Source organism: Microbispora sp. NPDC004025 (assembly GCF_053604425.1).
In genome coordinates this window covers 207,726-221,810 of the sequence record NZ_JBSGHN010000009.1, presented here as the reverse complement: position 1 = coordinate 221,810, position 14,085 = coordinate 207,726, and the positions used below count along the sequence as shown (strand labels likewise).

Here is a 14,085-nt window from a genome sequence, read left to right as displayed (position 1 = left end):
GGGTCGCGTCACGGCCGCCGCCGCGCCCGCGCGTCTCCCGGTGAGTGGGAGCGAAGCCTCTCCGTGCGGTCAGGCGTCGTAGGTGACCTTGAGCCGGTCGCTGAGCGGGAGCGCCTGGCAGCCCAGGATGAGGCCGTCCGCGAGGTCCTGCCGGTCGAGCACCGTGTTGTGCTCCAGCTCGACCTCGCCCTCCAGCAGCACGCACGCGCACGCGCTGCACGAGCCCTCCCGGCAGGAGTACGGCGCGTCGAGGCCGGCCTGGAGCAGCACGTCGAGCAGCTTGTCGCCGCGCGGCCAGGTAAGGGTCCTCGTCTCGCCGTCGAGCTCGACCTCGACGGTGCTGACGGGACCCGCCGCGTCGAGCACCACCTCGGTCACCGCGAACGGGTCGCCGGCCAGCGACTCGAACCTCTCCACGTGGACACGCCCGGGCGGCGCGCCGTGCCGGGTCAGCACGTCCACGGCGAGGTCCATGAACGGCCCGGGCCCGCAGACGAACGCCTCCCGCCCGGCGTACGGCCGGGTCAGGGCGGCCAGGCCCGCCGCGGTGGGCAGGCCCTGCACGGACTCCAGCCAGTGGATCACCGTCAGCCGCTCACCGTGCCCGGCGGCCAGCGCGACCAGCTCGTCGCGGAAGATCACCGAGCTCTCGTCGCGGTTGGCGTAGACGAGCACGACCGAGCCGGTCCCGGCGCGCAGGCACGACTTGAGGATCGACATCACCGGGGTGACGCCGCTGCCGCCCGCCAGCAGCAGCAGGTCCTCGTCCAGCGACGCGGGGGTGAACAGCCCCGACGGCCGCAGCACCTCCAGCACGTCGCCCTCGGTGACGTGGTCGCAGATCCAGTTCGAGCCGTAGCCGCCCCGGGTGCGCTTCACCGTCACCTTGAGCTTGTCGTCGCACAGCGGCGAACTGCTCAGCGAGTAGCAGCGGGCGGCGCCCTCCGGCCGGGTGGTCGGCACCCGGATCGTCAGGAACTGCCCCGGCTTGTACGAGAACTTGGACGGGTCCCCCTCCGCGGGCTCGAGGACCAGCGAGTGGGCGTCGGCGGTCTCCTTGACCACTTCGACCACCCGGACCCTGAGCGCTCCCCCCTGTGTCATCTCCCCCACCGCGTCACGCCGTGTTCGTGGTGCCGGCGGTGCCGGTCGTGCCGGTCGCGCGTGCCCGCAGGGCGGCGTGCCGCGCGGCGATGTAGCCGAAGACGATGGACGGGCCGATCGTGGCCCCCGGCCCGGCGTACTCGTTGCCCATCACCGACGCCGAGGTGTTGCCGGTCGCGTACAGGCCCTCGATGGGTGCGCCGTCCGCCCGCAGCACCCGGCTGTGCTCGTCGCACACCAGGCCGCCCTTGGTGCCGAGGTCGCCGACCTCGAGCCGGAACGCGTAGTAGGGCGCCCTGTCGATCACGTCGAGGTTCGGGTTCTTCAGTGTCGGGTCGCCGTAGTAGCGGTCGTAGGCGCTGTCGCCGCGGCCGAAGTCCTCGTCCTTGCCCACCCGGGCGAACCCGTTGAAGCGCTCGACGGTCTCGGTCAGCGCGCCCGCCGGGACGCCGATCTCGCCCGCCAGCTCGGTGAGGGTGTCCGCCCGGACCGCGATGCCCTGGTCGTAGAACTCCTGCGGGATCGGCATGCCCGGCGGGATCTGCGCGAAGGGGTAGCGCGCCCGGGCCTTGGCGTCCATCACGAACCAGGCCGGGACGTGGCCGCCGGCCAGCTGGTCGTGCACGAAGTTCACGTACGGCGCGGACTCGTTGGTGAACCGCCGGCCGTCCCGCGAGACGATGACCGACGGCGGGATGCACCGCTCGGACACCAGCGGGATCGTCGCCCCGGCCGGATGCCGTACGGCCGGCATCCACCAGGCGTCGTCCATCAGGTCGAGGGCGGCGCCGACGCGCTCGCCGGCGAGGATGCCGTCGCCGGTGTTCTCCCTGGCGCCCATGCCGAAGTCGGGCCGGGCGCCCTCGGGCAGGTACCTCTCCCGCAACTGCGTGTTGTGGTCGAAGCCGCCGGTCGCCAGCAGCACGCCGTACCGGCCGCGGACGCGGATCGCCTCGCCCTCGCGCCGGGCCACGATGCCGGTGACCGCGCCGCTGGCGTCGGTGACGAGACCGGTCATCGGCGTCTTCAGCCAGAGCGGGATACCGGCGTCCTTGAGCGCCATGCGCAGCCGGGCGACGAGCGCGCGCCCGCCGGTGGCCATGTGCCGTCGGCGGATCACGTTGGACGACATCCGCCAGGCCGCGACGACCGAGGCCCGGCGGCCGCGCCAGGTGCGCTTGACCATGGCCAGGTCGTGGTAGTCCTTGGCGGTGATCCACAGGCCGAGCGGGCCCTTCATGTTGTTCGGCCGCTGGTACTTCTCGTCCTCGCCCAGCTTGCGGGTGTCGAACGGCAGCGCCTCGATCGAGCGGCCGAGCGGCCGGCCGCCCTCGTACTCGGGGTGGTAGTCGGCGTAGCCCTTCACCCAGGAGAACCGCATCCACCTGCTCTTCCCGAGCAGCTCCATCGCGGCCGGGCCGTTGTCGACGTACGCGTCGAGCCGGGCGGCCGGTACGCGGCCCTCGGTCAGCAGGTCGAGGTAGCGCCGGATCGACTCACGGCTGTCGTCGTGTCCCTCGGCTCGCAGGGTCGGGTTGTTGGGGATCCAGATCCCGCCGCCGGAGATGCCGGTGCTGCCGCCGAACTTGCCGCCCTTCTCGACCACCACGCACGACAGCCCGCTGTCGTGCGCGGTCAGCGCGGCGGCCATGCCTCCGCCGCCGCTGCCGACGATGACGAGGTCGAACTCCTCATCCCACGTGGTCACCGCTCGTCCTTCCGGGTGAGGAAGGCCAGCACGACACTTTCCCAGGCGGCTTTCTGCTCGATCATCACCCAGTGGCCGCAGTTGGGGAAGACGTGCACCTCGACGTCGGGGACCGTACGCATCGGCAGGAGCGCCATGTCGACGGGGCTGACCCGGTCGTCGCGGCCCCAGGTGATGAGCGTCCTGGCCTTCAGCGTGTGCAACATCGCCCAGTACGGCGGGACGTCCGACTTCGCGGCGGCCTTCTGACCGGCGGCGAAGGCGGCCCTGCCGTACATCCGCCGCGCGGCGGCCAGCGTCTCCGGCTCGGTGGCGAGGGCCCAGCGCTCCTCGACGAGCTCCTCGGTGACGAGGGCCGGGTCGTACACCATGGAGCGCAGCCACCGGACGAGCCGCTCGCGGGTCGGCTCCTCGGTGAACTCCATCAGGAGCTTGATGCCCTCGCCCGGCGAGGGGCTGAAGATGTTGCGGCCGATGCCGCCGATGGTCACGAGGCGGCGGATCCGGTCGGGGTGGGCGAGCGCCACCTGGGTGCCCACGATCCCGCCCATCGAGTTGCCGATCACGTCGGCCTGCTGGAGTCCGAGCCCGTCCAGGAATCGGATCACCGCGCCGTTCGCGGCCGTCATCGGGTGCTGGCCGGTCGGGTCGCTGACCCCGAATCCGGGAAACTCCAGCACCAGGCACCGGAAGTGCTCGGCGAACGTCGCCAGGTTGCCGCGGTAGTTGCGCCATCCGGTCACCCCGGGCCCCGAACCGTGCAGGAGCAGCAGCGGCGGGCCCTGTCCGGCCTCGTGGTAGCGCAGCACGCCCTGGTCGGTCACGAGTTCCCGCAGGGTCGACTCGTAGGTCAGCTCCGTCATCGTCCGTCCCGAATCGCAGTGTCGGATCCCGCGACGCTAACTGGACAGACGACGCGAACAGGGCGATCATCCCGATGAGCGAGACCGGGACGGGCAGGCCCGGTGACCTGCCCGGACCACGCCCCTCTCGTACGCGCCTTCCATTGACCGGGATCCCCTTGCGAGCCACCCATAAGGGGGTTTGTAAGTTCGTCACCTGAGGCACCGACACGCACGCGAGGTGAGTCCATGACCGCTGCACCGGCCGGCCCCGAGTTCAGCACCGAGGTGGCGCCGCCCACGCCCGCCGAGTTCCGGCGTGCGCTGGGCATGTTCGCGAGCGGCGTGACCGTGGTGACGGGCCTCGACGACGGCGAACCGGTGGGCTTCGCCTGCCAGTCGTTCGCGTCGGTCTCCCTCGAACCGCCGATGGTCCTGTTCTGCGCCGACCACAAGGGCCGCGCCTGGCCGCGGATCAGGAGGTCGGGCCGCTTCTGCGTGAACGTCCTCGGCGAGGACCAAATCGACCTCTGCGGCCGGTTCGGCTCCAGCAAGGGAGCCAAGTTCGCCGGCCTCGACTGGGACCTGTCGCGATGGGGCACCCCGTCCCTGCGAGGAGTGCTGCTGCGCGTCCACGGCGAGGTGCGCGACGTGCACGTCGCCGGCGACCACGACGTCGTCATCGGCCATGTCCACGAGCTCGAACCCGTCGTCACCGAGCAGCGCCCGATGCTGTTCTTCCGCGGCCGGTTCGGAGTCGACCAGGACGACCCGGCCGCCGCTATCGGTCCCAACCTGTGGGGCTGGGGCGACCACTGGGGCTGATCCTCTCCCCCAGAGCCAATCCGACGCACGCCCACGGCCACGGTCTGCGCCGGAGTCCGTTGCCAGAGTCCCTTGTCGGAGTCCCTTGCCGGAGTCCGCGCCTGCGCGAAGCGGACAGCCGCTCTCGACATGCGGTGGCCGGTGCGCCGGCGACAGCGCCGTGGTGCTGCGCCGCGTCCCCCGACCGGCTCTGAAATTCGCTCTTCCCTCTCACCTGTAACCCCAGCTAATCGTGCCGTCCGGTTGCTCGACGATCCGTGACTGCGGGAGAATTCATACAGGCTTTCGAATTATACGGAGGGGAACGTGGTGAAGCCATCTGCGGTTGATGCCGAACACCCTCCTAGTTCGAAAGCCTCTGAATCGGACTGGCGCGACCGGCTGACCGCCGGCTCTCCCCTCTGGACCTTTACCTCGGACAAGGGCACGGACGCCTCCGGCGACGACCTATCTGACGGCTCCTGCGACGGCCTCGGTGACGCCAGTGATCAGGCGTCGGACGGCGCCCAGCGTCGCCCGTCGTGGGTGCTGGTGGCCTCGGTTCGTGAGTCGGCGCAGGCGTTGGCGCAGGCGCCGGTCCCGGACGATGTGGATATCTGCCTGGCCGAGGCCGAGGAGTTGTTGTTCGCGCGGGATCGCATCACCTCGGCGTTGGCTGATCGGGTGGGGCGGGTGCATCGGGCGGGGCAGGCCAAGCGGCATGGTCATGCCTCCACCCGCAGCTGGCTGCGCAGCACAGGAGGGATGACGGTCGCGGGTGCGGGCCGGCTGCTGACCCTGGGCGTCGAGTTGGCGCGTCTGCCCCGGGTGCGGGAGATGTTCGCCGCCGGCGACTTGGCGGCGGGGGTGGCCGAGGCCATCTGTGCCGCGGTTGCGGGTCTGTCGGATGAGCAGGCCGGCTTGGCTGAGCCGATCCTGGTGGAGCTGGCGGGCAGGGCGGGGGCGGCGGAGGTGGCCAAGGCGGGCCGTTATCTGCGGGCGGTGCTGGACCCCGATGGTGAGGATCGCGATGAGCGGGCCGATTACGGGCGGCGGTTCCTGAGGGTGCGTCCGGGCAGGGGCGGCGGTCTGGAGGGGGAGTTCTATCTGCCGCGTGAGCATGCCGCGCGGTTGCAGGCGTTGCTGGACGCCTATGCCAGGCCCAAGGCGGAGGGTGATGACCGGCCGCTGCGGGTGCGTCAGGCGGATGCGTTCATGGCGTTGCTGGAGGAGAAGATCGCCGCCGAGCTTCTGGTCCTGGTCAACGCCGAATCCCTCCCCACCGACCCCACCCCCACCCCCGACCCGGCTGACGTCGGCGGCACCGACCCCGCCAGTGCGGCCGACACCGCCGGCCCTGTCGACCTTGACGAGACCGGTGACGCTGAGGAGACCGATTCCGCGGTAGACACCGGTGCCGATGTAGCCGCAGAGGCCGCCGTCGAGAGCACCGGCAGCAGCGCCGCCGGGAGCGCCGTGAACGGCGACGACCTTGCGACCGGCCCCCGTGACGAGCAGTCCTGCGCTGATGTGAAAGGCAACGCGCAGGCGAAGAGCAGGCAGCGGAGGGAGCTACAGCAGAGCAGGCCGCAGCAGAGCAGCTTGCCGAAGCAGAGGGAGTCGCAGCGAGGCTCGTCGCAGCAGAGCACGCCACAGCGGCAGGAATCGCACTCATGGGAGTCTCGGTGGGGCGAGTGGCACTCGCCTGATCATCCTGGCGACACCTGTGCCCCTCACACCCACGTCGGGCCTCGGCCTGCGAGGGAGGACCGGCATGGGCCGGGAAACGCGGAGAGGCCGTCCGGCATGTCCGGGCCAGAGCCGGGGACGTCAGCGCAGACAGCGCCGCGAGAAGCACCGGCGTCGCGGGCCGGTGCGCTGGGAGCAAAGCCGGAGGCGCCGCCGGGACCAGAGCCGGGGGCGTCGGCCGGAGGGCTGCCGGGGGCGGGACCGGGCGCGGCGTGGGGGATGTTGCTGGGGGCGGTGTTGGGTCCGCTGTTGGGGACGGCGCCGGGGTTGTTGCTGGCGACCGGGCAGGTGCTGCCCGTCTCCGGCGTGCACCGGCTGGCCCGCACCTCCACCCTCGTGCGCCTGGTCATGGACGCCGAGGGGCAGGTGCTCGACATGGGCCGCAAGGTCCGCCTGGCCACCCCGGCCCAGCGGCGGGCGATCTACGCCCGCTACGCCACCTGCTGGATCGACGGCTGTCCCCTGCCCGCCACCAGATGCCAGATCGACCACGCCGACAACTGGAGCACCGGCGGCCTGACCGACCTCAAACTCCTCGGCCCGGCCTGCCAGTTCCACAACCGCGACCGCTACCAACACCCCGACCGCTACACCCGCCGAAGGGCCGGCGAAGACCGCTGGGCCTTCACCTACCACCCCGACCGGACCAGAAAGCTGCGAATTTGACGTGTAGCGGAGGACATGGATCAGAGCCAGTCGCCGTTCTGGCCGACGGCGAGCAGGCGGTTCATGGTCTCGGGGGACCAGGTCCGATCGGGCACGCGGTGGACGACCCGGGACCTGCGCTGGGACTTGAGGTCGGGGAACAGGGCGAGCGAGACCTGACGCGCGGCGTCGACCACGAGCGGGGCCACCTTCTCCAGCGGAGTGCGGACGTCGCCGACCAGGGAGATGCTGGCCACCGGCCCCTCGTGGCCGCGTACGGCGGCGGCGACGCAGGAGATGTCGGGGAAGCACTCCCCCCTCTCGAAGGCGAGGCCCCGGCGTTGCCGGATGCGGTTGAGCTCCTGGTGCAGGGTGCCGATGTCGCCGATCGTCCGGTTGGTCAGGCGGCTGATGTGACCGTCGATGAGTGCCTCGACCTGCTCGGGTTCCAGCCAGGCGAGGATCGCCTTGCCGAGGGCGGTGCAGTGGGCGGGGGCCCGGCCTCCGACGCGGGACGGCACCGACAGGGCGAACCGCCCGCCGACCTTGTCGAGGTAGAAGACCTCGGCGCCGTCGAGCACGGCGAGGTGGACGACCATCCCGGTCCTGATCTGCAGGTTGTGCAGCAGCGGCGCGGCCGCTTCGCGGATCTCGCCGTGGCTGCCGTCCCGGCCGCCGAGCCCGAGTGCCCGCTTGCCCAGGCTGTAGCCGAACGACGTGTGGTCCAGCCAGTTCAGCCGTACGAGCTGGTCGAGGATGCGATGAGCCGTTGAGCGCGGGAGGTGGGTGCGGCGAGCCACGTCCTCGAGGGTGAGGCGAGCGGAGCGACCGGTGAACGCGTCCATTATCAGCGTCATCCGTTCGACCATCGACGGCGGCAGCTCTCGCCGCGCGGGCGTCGTCGCATCCTCGGCCCGGAGAGCGGTCATCACACCTCCCAAAAACTGAAATGAATTCTTGCTTCGGAATGTAGCAACGCTAAGCGCCCCTGGGAAGGGGCCAAGAGACACCCCCTCATGTCGGCCCCTGTCCGGTTCCGGTCAACGAGGCGAGCGGCGGCAGGGGCATGTCCCTCCACTAGAAAGATTTCTGCCAAGCGTGTTTCCCGACGTGAGGCCGCTGTTCCTGATGTGTTGTGGAGGTGCGCCCGTGCGGATCGGACTCGATGCTCACGTCCCGGGTGTTGTTCTCCACCCGGCTGAGCCACGGTGTCGCTCGGTAGGGTGGAGGCATGCTTTGACCCCTGCCCGCTGGCCGGGCCCCACCGCGGTTCTCCTTCGCTCATCCACGGCTGACTCGAAGGAGAATCGATGACCACCTCATCCCGCATCGAGGTTCCCCGGGCGTTCGCCGCCTCCTACGGCGAGCACGGCGCCGAGGAACGCGCCTGGATCGCCGGGCTGCCCCGCCTGGGCGGCGAGTTCCTGGAACGCTGGGGACTGCGGCCCGACGGCCCTGCGGCCCATGGCATGGCGTCGCTGGTCCTGCCCGTGCTCCGGGCCGACGGGACACCCGCCGTGCTCAAACTGCAGCGGCTCCGGGAGGAGACCGCCGGCGCGGCCATCGGCCTGCGGGCGTGGAACGGCGACGGTGTCGTGCGCCTGCTGAACTATGACGAGCGGAGCGGCACGCAGCTGCTGGAACGGCTCGACGCGGCCCGGCCCCTGTCCTCGATGGCCGACGACGTCACGGCCCTGCGGATCCTGGCCGGGCTGCTGGCCCGCCTGACCGCGGTGCGCGCCCCGGAGGGCGTGCGGAGGCTGAGCGAGGTCGCCGCCGCCATGCTCGGCCAGGTCCCTCGGGCCGTACGCGCATTGCGCGACCCTGGCGAGCGGCGGCTGGTGCGCGCCTGCGCGTCGGCCGTGGCCGAGCTGATCGGCGAATCCGGCGACCGCCTGCTGCATTGGGACCTGCACTACGACAACGTCCTCGCCGGGGAGCGGGAACCCTGGCTCGCCATCGACCCGGAACCGCTGGCCGGCGACCCCGGATTCGAGCTCCTGCCCGCCATGGACAACCGGTGGGACGAGGTGGCGGCCACCGGCGACGTCGCCCGCGCGGTGCTCCGCCGCTTCGACCTGCTGACCGAGGTCGTCGGACTCGATCGGCAGCGGGCGGCCGGCTGGACTCTCGGCCGAGTGCTGCAGAACGCGCTGTGGGACGTCGAAGACGGCAAGACGGCACTGGACCCCGTGCAGGTCGCGATCGCCACGACCCTGCTGACCCGGCGACGATAGCCGGGCTTCGGGTCCGTCATCCTCATCGCTCCGCTCACGCCGCTCACGCCGGGGCGCTCCCCCACCCGCTCCGTGACCGATTCGTGACCTTGATAGCCTGCCTGCTCCGAAAGGCACGGGGATCGGGGGCCCGATGGGGGAAGGGCGACGGGTACGGCTCGGTGCGCCGCTCGACACGGCCGGGATCGTCCTCGCCACGGCCTTCTTCTGCCTGTCGCTCACGCCGTCGCTGCTGCCCCGCCCCTGGTCGCTGCAGGGGATCATCGCGGGCGTGCTGTCCGCCACCGGATACCTGGTGGGAGTGATCGCCGGCGCGCTCGTACGCCCGGCCGCGGCCCGGATCACGGTGCGGATCATGGTGCGATGGCGCGAGGGGTGGAACCGCACGGGACGGCGGCGGGTCCGGCGCGTGGTGGCGACGTTCGGCTGCGGTCTCGGCGCCGCCTCGCTGGTCCTGGGCGTGCGCGCGCAGCGGGACATCTACCTGCTGATGGGGCTGGAACCGCCGGAGCGGCTCGGCTACCTCGGCGTCCCGCTCGTCGCGGCGGCCCTGTTCCTGGCCCTGCTGGCCGCCGCCAGGACGCTGCGGATCGCGGCGCGGGCGCTGGGCCGTCTCCTCGGGCGGTGGATCCCCGCGACGGCCGCGCGGTTCGCCGCGGGGCTCGGAGTGGGCGTGCTCGCCGTCTTCCTGACCGACGGGATCCTCACCGAGGCCCTGCTCAGGGGAGCCGACCGCAGTTTCGCCGCGATCAACAGCGAGACGGCGCCGGGTGCCACCCGGCCGCGTGCCGCCACGCTGTCGGGCAGCCCCTCCTCGCTGGTCCCGTGGGCGTCCCTCGGCCTGGAGGGCCGCGCCTTCGTCGCGGACGCGCCCACGACCGGCGAGCTGAGCCGGTTCGGCGGGCGGCCCGCCGTCGCCCCGATCCGCGTCTACGCCGGGCTCGACTCCGCCGCGACCACGCGCGAACGGGCCGCCCTGGCCGTACGGGAACTGGATCGGACCGGCGCGTTCGGCCGCGCGGTGATCTGCGTGATCACGACGACCGGCACCGGCTGGGTGGACCCGCAGGCGGCCGCCGCCCTGGAGTTCATGTACGGCGGCGACACCGCGCTGGTCTCGATGCAGTACTCCTACCTGCCGAGCTGGCTGTCGTTCCTGGTCGACCGCGACCGGGCCAAGGCGGCCGGGCGGGAGCTGTTCGACCAGGTGTACGCCCGCTGGTCGACGCTGCCCGCGGGGCACCGGCCCAAGCTGCTGGTCTTCGGGGAGAGCCTGGGAGCGTTCGGCGCGGAGTCGGCGTTCGGCGGCGACCGGGACCTGCGTGAGCGCACCGACGGCGCGCTGTTCGTCGGGCCGCCGGACAGCAGCGCGCTGTGGCGGCGGCTCGTCGACGGCCGCGACCCCGGCAGCCGCGAGGCGCTGCCCGTCTACCGGGACGGCGAGACCGTACGCTTCGCCAACCGGCCCTCGGACCTGGACGTCCCGGCGTCGCCGTGGAACCCGCCGCGGGTCGTCTACCTGCAGCACCCCTCCGACCCGATCGTGTGGTGGACGCCCCGGCTCGTCCTCACCCGGCCCGACTGGCTGGAGGAGCGCCGCGGCGACGACGTGCTGCCGTGGATCCGGTGGTATCCGTTCGTGACGTTCTGGCAGATCACCGCCGACCTGGTGTTCTCCCTCGACGCGCCGCCGGGGCACGGCCACGACTACGACGGCGAGGTGATCGCCGCGTGGGCGCGGATCGCGCCGCCGGCCGGGTGGGACGACGCGCGGACGGCGGCGCTGACCGCGCTGATCGCGCACCGCCACACCGGTTCAGACCTCCAGTGAGTCGATCCAGGCGAGCAGCCGGGCCCCCTCACGCGTCATGATCCCGGGGTCGCGCAGGGCGTTGGCCAGCAGCGACATGCCCTGGTAGGCGCCCACCAGGGTCAGCGCGAGGCCGTCGGGCCCGGGCAGGCCGAGCTCGCGGAACTGGCCCTCCACCCAGTCGAGCAGCAGCCGGATCACCCGGCCCGCCTCCGCGTCCAGGCCGCCCTCGTCGCGTTTGTCCAGCTCGGCGGCGAGCGTGCCGGTCGGGCAGCCCCACCGTGCCGCGACGTCGCGCTGGCCGACCCACGCCTCCACGAGCCCCTTGAGCCGCTCGCGCGGGTCCGGCAGCCGCTCCAGCCGCTCGGTGAGCTCCCCGAGGTGCCGAGCGTGCTCGTCCAGGGCGGCGGCGACGAGCTCGTCCTTGGTCTTGAAGTAGTAGTAGACGTTGCCCACGGGGACGCCGGCGGCGCGGGCGATGTCGGCGATGGTCGTGCGCTCGGCGCCCTGCCGGTGCACGACCTCGGCGGCGGCGGCCATCAGCCGCCGCCGCTTGGCGCTCGCGGCCCGCACCCGGGCACTCGTCGAGTCAGTCACCTGACTGACTATAGGACGTGCTCCGCGTCACCAGTTGGCCGGCAGTCCCGGCGTCGTGGGGGGCAGGGGGCGGTTCTTCGGGTGGATGACGTACACGATCCCGCCGCTGCCGGTGCTGCGGAGCCAGACGTTCTCGAAGTTGGCCCGCGGGTAGACGTGGCGCACCGCCTCGTTGTCGGGCGAGGCGGGGTCGTTGGCGATCACGTCACCCGTCGCGGTGAAGCCGATGATGACCATGAGGTGACCGTTGGTGCTGTATCCCGCGCCGGGCAGCTCCTCCGCCTTGAACGACTGGGAGGTGACCACGGGGATGCCGGCCCGGATCAGCCGCTCCATCTCGGTCAGCGAGCGGAGCCGGGTCACGAAGCCCTCCAGCCCGTACCGTCCCGCGTACGCGGTGTTGAACGGCCAGTTGCCCGCGCCCTCGTAGGCGTAGTCGTAGGTGTGACGGGCGGCGTAGTCGACCTCGGGGTCGGGGTCGGAGGGGTCGACCCAGGAGGTGTCCTGCTTGCTGGGCCACTTGCCCCAGTAGCCGAGGACCATGGTGGTCGAGGTCGGACTGCACCACGCCTCTCCCCCGCCGTCCCACTCGGGGTAGTGGCCTTCGTGGACGTTCTGCGAGCGGCGGGGCACGGGCAGCTCCACGCCCCAGGCGATGCCGCCGGGGCTCACCGGGACGGTCGCCCGGTCGGGCACGGCCGACGCCATCGCGCCGAGCGCGCGCACGACCGGCTTCGCGGCCGAGCCCGGCGCGCGGTAGAGGGTGACGCGCAGCTGGTAGGAGGTGATCGCCTTACCCGCCGCGGCGACGAACGTGTCGACCGAGACGGTGCCGTCGGCGTCCCGCTGCCCGGACAGCGACGTACGGCGGATGTCCTCGTCGCCGGACGCCCAGCGGCCGAGCACGTACCACTTCGTCTGCCCGGCGGCGTGGCGGCCGCGCATCTCGACCTGCAGCCAGCTGCCGGCCGGGACGTCGGCGTTCCAGGAGGCCACCAGCTCGGTGGCGGCGAACCCGACGGGCCGCTCGGCGCCGGTCCACCGGGCGTACTCCCAGGTCTTCGTGCCGAGCGCGTCGGTGTAGGAGATCGTGCCCACGGGGGCGGCGAAGGACAGGGTGTTCCCCGCCTTCACGCCCTCGCGGAGGCCGGGGCCGAAATGCGCCCGCTGGTAGACGACGTCGACGGCGGACGCCGGGGGTCTGGCCGGGGATTCGGCGGTGGCCTCGGCGGCCGTGGCCGGGACGGTGAGGGCGGAGGTCGTCAGGAGGCCGGACAGGAATACGGACAGGAACACGGGCAGGAACACGCTCGGCACGCGCATGGCTCACCTCGGGGTGTCGTCGGCGTCCCCGACGCTAGATACCTGCCGCCCTCCCGCGCATCGGCAGGAATACGTATCCGCTACCGGCGTTCGCGGGGCAACCCCAGCACGCGCTCGCTGATGATGTTGCGCTGGATCTCGTTGGAACCGGCGTAGATGGTGTCGGACCGGGAGAACAGGTAGAGCCGCTGCTCGTCGCTCAGGTCGTACGGCGGGCCGTCGGCGACCATGCCGGCCGCGCCGAGCACGTCCATGGCCAGCTCGCCGAGCTCGCGGTGCCACACGCCCCACACGAGCTTGGAGATGGACGACTCCGGGCCGGGCGCGCCCGCCGCGATGCCCGCCATCGTGCGGACGGCGTTGAGGCGCATGACCTCCAGCCCGATCCAGGAGCGGACGAGCCGGTCGCGCAGCAAGGGGTCGTCGACCGCGCCCGTCCTGCGGGCCAGCGCGATGATCGCCTCCAGCTCGCGGCGGAAGCCCACCTGCCGGCCGAGCGTGGCCACGCCGCGCTCGAAGCCGAGCGTCGCCATGGCGATCTTCCAGCCGTCGCCGGGCGCGCCCACGATGTTCGCCGCGCCCGTCACCGCGCCGTCGAAGAACACCTCGTTGAACTCGCTGGTCCCCGTCATCTGCACGATGGGACGGATCTCCACGCCCTCCTGCCGCATGGGCACGAGCAGGTAGGACAGGCCGTGATGACGCGCCGACCCCGGCTCGGTGCGGCAGACCACGAAGCACCAGTCCGCCTCCATGGCCAGGGAGGTCCACACCTTCTGGCCGGTGACCCGCCAGCGGTCGCCGTCCGGCTCGGCGCGGGTCTGCACCCCGGCCAGGTCGGACCCGGCGTTCGGCTCGGAGTAGCCCTGGCACCACAGCTCCCGGGCGGCCACGATCGGCGGCAGGAAGCGGGCGCGCTGCTCGCCGGTGCCGAACGCGATGATCGTCGGGCCGAGCAGGTTCTCGCCGATGTGACCGACCCGTGCGGGCGCGCCGGCCAGCGCGTACTCCTCGTGGAAGACGACCTGCTCCTCGACGCTCGCGCCCCGCCCGCCATACCGCTCGGGCCAGCCCAGGCAGGTCCAGCCGGCCTCGGCCATGTGGCGCTCCCAGGCCAGCCGTACGTCGAACGCCTCGTGCTCGCGGCCGGGCCCGCCCAGCCCGCGGGCGCCGGCGAACGCGCCCGACAGGTTGTCCTCCAGCCAGGCCCGTACCTCTGCCCTGAACGTCTCGGTCACAGCTGACACTCTACCAAACAGTTGTTAG

Annotated in this window: 11 protein-coding genes; 4 read left to right on the top strand and 7 right to left on the bottom strand. The window is 72.1% G+C overall.

Translation table 11 applies throughout. The features are described from left to right. Positions 1-69 precede the first annotated feature (69 nt). The 3 genes from ACWEQG_RS23140 to ACWEQG_RS23130 are packed head-to-tail and all read right to left on the bottom strand — an operon-like array spanning position 70 to position 3,675. Positions 70-1,104, bottom strand: coding sequence for a 2Fe-2S iron-sulfur cluster-binding protein (locus ACWEQG_RS23140; protein WP_452287602.1), 1,035 nt, complete (start codon positions 1,102-1,104; stop codon positions 70-72). A gap of 13 nt (positions 1,105-1,117) precedes the next feature. Beyond that, positions 1,118-2,812, bottom strand: coding sequence for an FAD-binding protein (locus ACWEQG_RS23135; RefSeq protein ID WP_452287600.1), 1,695 nt, complete (start codon positions 2,810-2,812; stop codon positions 1,118-1,120). Then, positions 2,809-3,675: an alpha/beta fold hydrolase gene (locus tag ACWEQG_RS23130; protein WP_452287598.1), complete on the bottom strand. Its 867-nt coding sequence runs from the start codon at positions 3,673-3,675 to the stop codon at positions 2,809-2,811. The genes ACWEQG_RS23135 and ACWEQG_RS23130 overlap by 4 nt, the downstream gene beginning before the upstream one ends. Positions 3,676-3,903: 228 nt before the next feature. Between ACWEQG_RS23130 and ACWEQG_RS23125 the strand changes: the two genes are divergently transcribed. Next, on the top strand, positions 3,904-4,479 hold the full coding sequence (locus ACWEQG_RS23125; protein ID WP_452287596.1) for a flavin reductase family protein: 576 nt from the start codon (positions 3,904-3,906) through the stop codon (positions 4,477-4,479). 306 nt (positions 4,480-4,785) lie between these two features. Continuing rightward, a complete protein-coding gene (locus ACWEQG_RS23120) occupies positions 4,786-6,873 on the top strand; it encodes a DUF222 domain-containing protein (protein ID WP_452287594.1) in 2,088 nt (695 codons plus the stop codon). A 20-nt stretch (positions 6,874-6,893) separates the two neighbouring features. On the opposite strand, the gene ACWEQG_RS23115 is transcribed toward ACWEQG_RS23120, so the two are convergent. Then, positions 6,894-7,781: an IclR family transcriptional regulator gene (locus ACWEQG_RS23115; protein WP_452287592.1), complete on the bottom strand. Its 888-nt coding sequence runs from the start codon at positions 7,779-7,781 to the stop codon at positions 6,894-6,896. Positions 7,782-8,162: 381 nt separating this feature from the next. On the opposite strand from ACWEQG_RS23115, the gene ACWEQG_RS23110 reads away from it, so the two are divergent. Both ACWEQG_RS23110 and ACWEQG_RS23105 read left to right on the top strand, forming a co-directional pair. Beyond that, the gene (locus tag ACWEQG_RS23110; RefSeq protein ID WP_452287590.1) at positions 8,163-9,089 is read left to right on the top strand and encodes an aminoglycoside phosphotransferase family protein; all 927 of its coding nucleotides are present in this window, start codon (positions 8,163-8,165) and stop codon (positions 9,087-9,089) included. Between the two features lie 133 nt (positions 9,090-9,222). Continuing rightward, on the top strand, positions 9,223-10,920 hold the full coding sequence (locus ACWEQG_RS23105) for an alpha/beta hydrolase (protein ID WP_452287588.1): 1,698 nt from the start codon (positions 9,223-9,225) through the stop codon (positions 10,918-10,920). Here the strand turns inward: ACWEQG_RS23105 and ACWEQG_RS23100 are convergent. The 3 genes from ACWEQG_RS23100 to ACWEQG_RS23090 all read right to left on the bottom strand — a co-directional run bounded on the left by ACWEQG_RS23100 (position 10,906) and on the right by ACWEQG_RS23090 (position 14,057). Next, positions 10,906-11,496 (bottom strand): TetR/AcrR family transcriptional regulator, encoded by a 591-nt coding sequence (locus tag ACWEQG_RS23100; protein ID WP_452287586.1) that lies wholly within the window; start codon positions 11,494-11,496, stop codon positions 10,906-10,908. The two genes, ACWEQG_RS23105 and ACWEQG_RS23100, sit on opposite strands and share 15 nt — an antisense overlap. A gap of 27 nt (positions 11,497-11,523) precedes the next feature. Next, positions 11,524-12,819 (bottom strand): C39 family peptidase, encoded by a 1,296-nt coding sequence (locus tag ACWEQG_RS23095; RefSeq protein WP_452287584.1) that lies wholly within the window; start codon positions 12,817-12,819, stop codon positions 11,524-11,526. A gap of 80 nt (positions 12,820-12,899) precedes the next feature. Beyond that, a complete protein-coding gene (locus ACWEQG_RS23090) occupies positions 12,900-14,057 on the bottom strand; it encodes an acyl-CoA dehydrogenase family protein (RefSeq protein WP_452287582.1) in 1,158 nt (385 codons plus the stop codon). Positions 14,058-14,085 lie beyond the last annotated feature (28 nt).

Coding starts and splice junctions, on each gene's coding strand:
- ACWEQG_RS23095 (WP_452287584.1), bottom strand. CDS start 12,819: ATGCGCGTGCCGAGCGTGTTCCTGCCCGTGTTCCTGTCCGTATTCCTG.
- ACWEQG_RS23115 (WP_452287592.1), bottom strand. CDS start 7,781: ATGACCGCTCTCCGGGCCGAGGATGCGACGACGCCCGCGCGGCGAGAG.
- ACWEQG_RS23130 (WP_452287598.1), bottom strand. CDS start 3,675: ATGACGGAGCTGACCTACGAGTCGACCCTGCGGGAACTCGTGACCGAC.
- ACWEQG_RS23125 (WP_452287596.1), top strand. CDS start 3,904: ATGACCGCTGCACCGGCCGGCCCCGAGTTCAGCACCGAGGTGGCGCCG.
- ACWEQG_RS23110 (WP_452287590.1), top strand. CDS start 8,163: ATGACCACCTCATCCCGCATCGAGGTTCCCCGGGCGTTCGCCGCCTCC.
- ACWEQG_RS23105 (WP_452287588.1), top strand. CDS start 9,223: ATGGGGGAAGGGCGACGGGTACGGCTCGGTGCGCCGCTCGACACGGCC.
- ACWEQG_RS23140 (WP_452287602.1), bottom strand. CDS start 1,104: ATGACACAGGGGGGAGCGCTCAGGGTCCGGGTGGTCGAAGTGGTCAAG.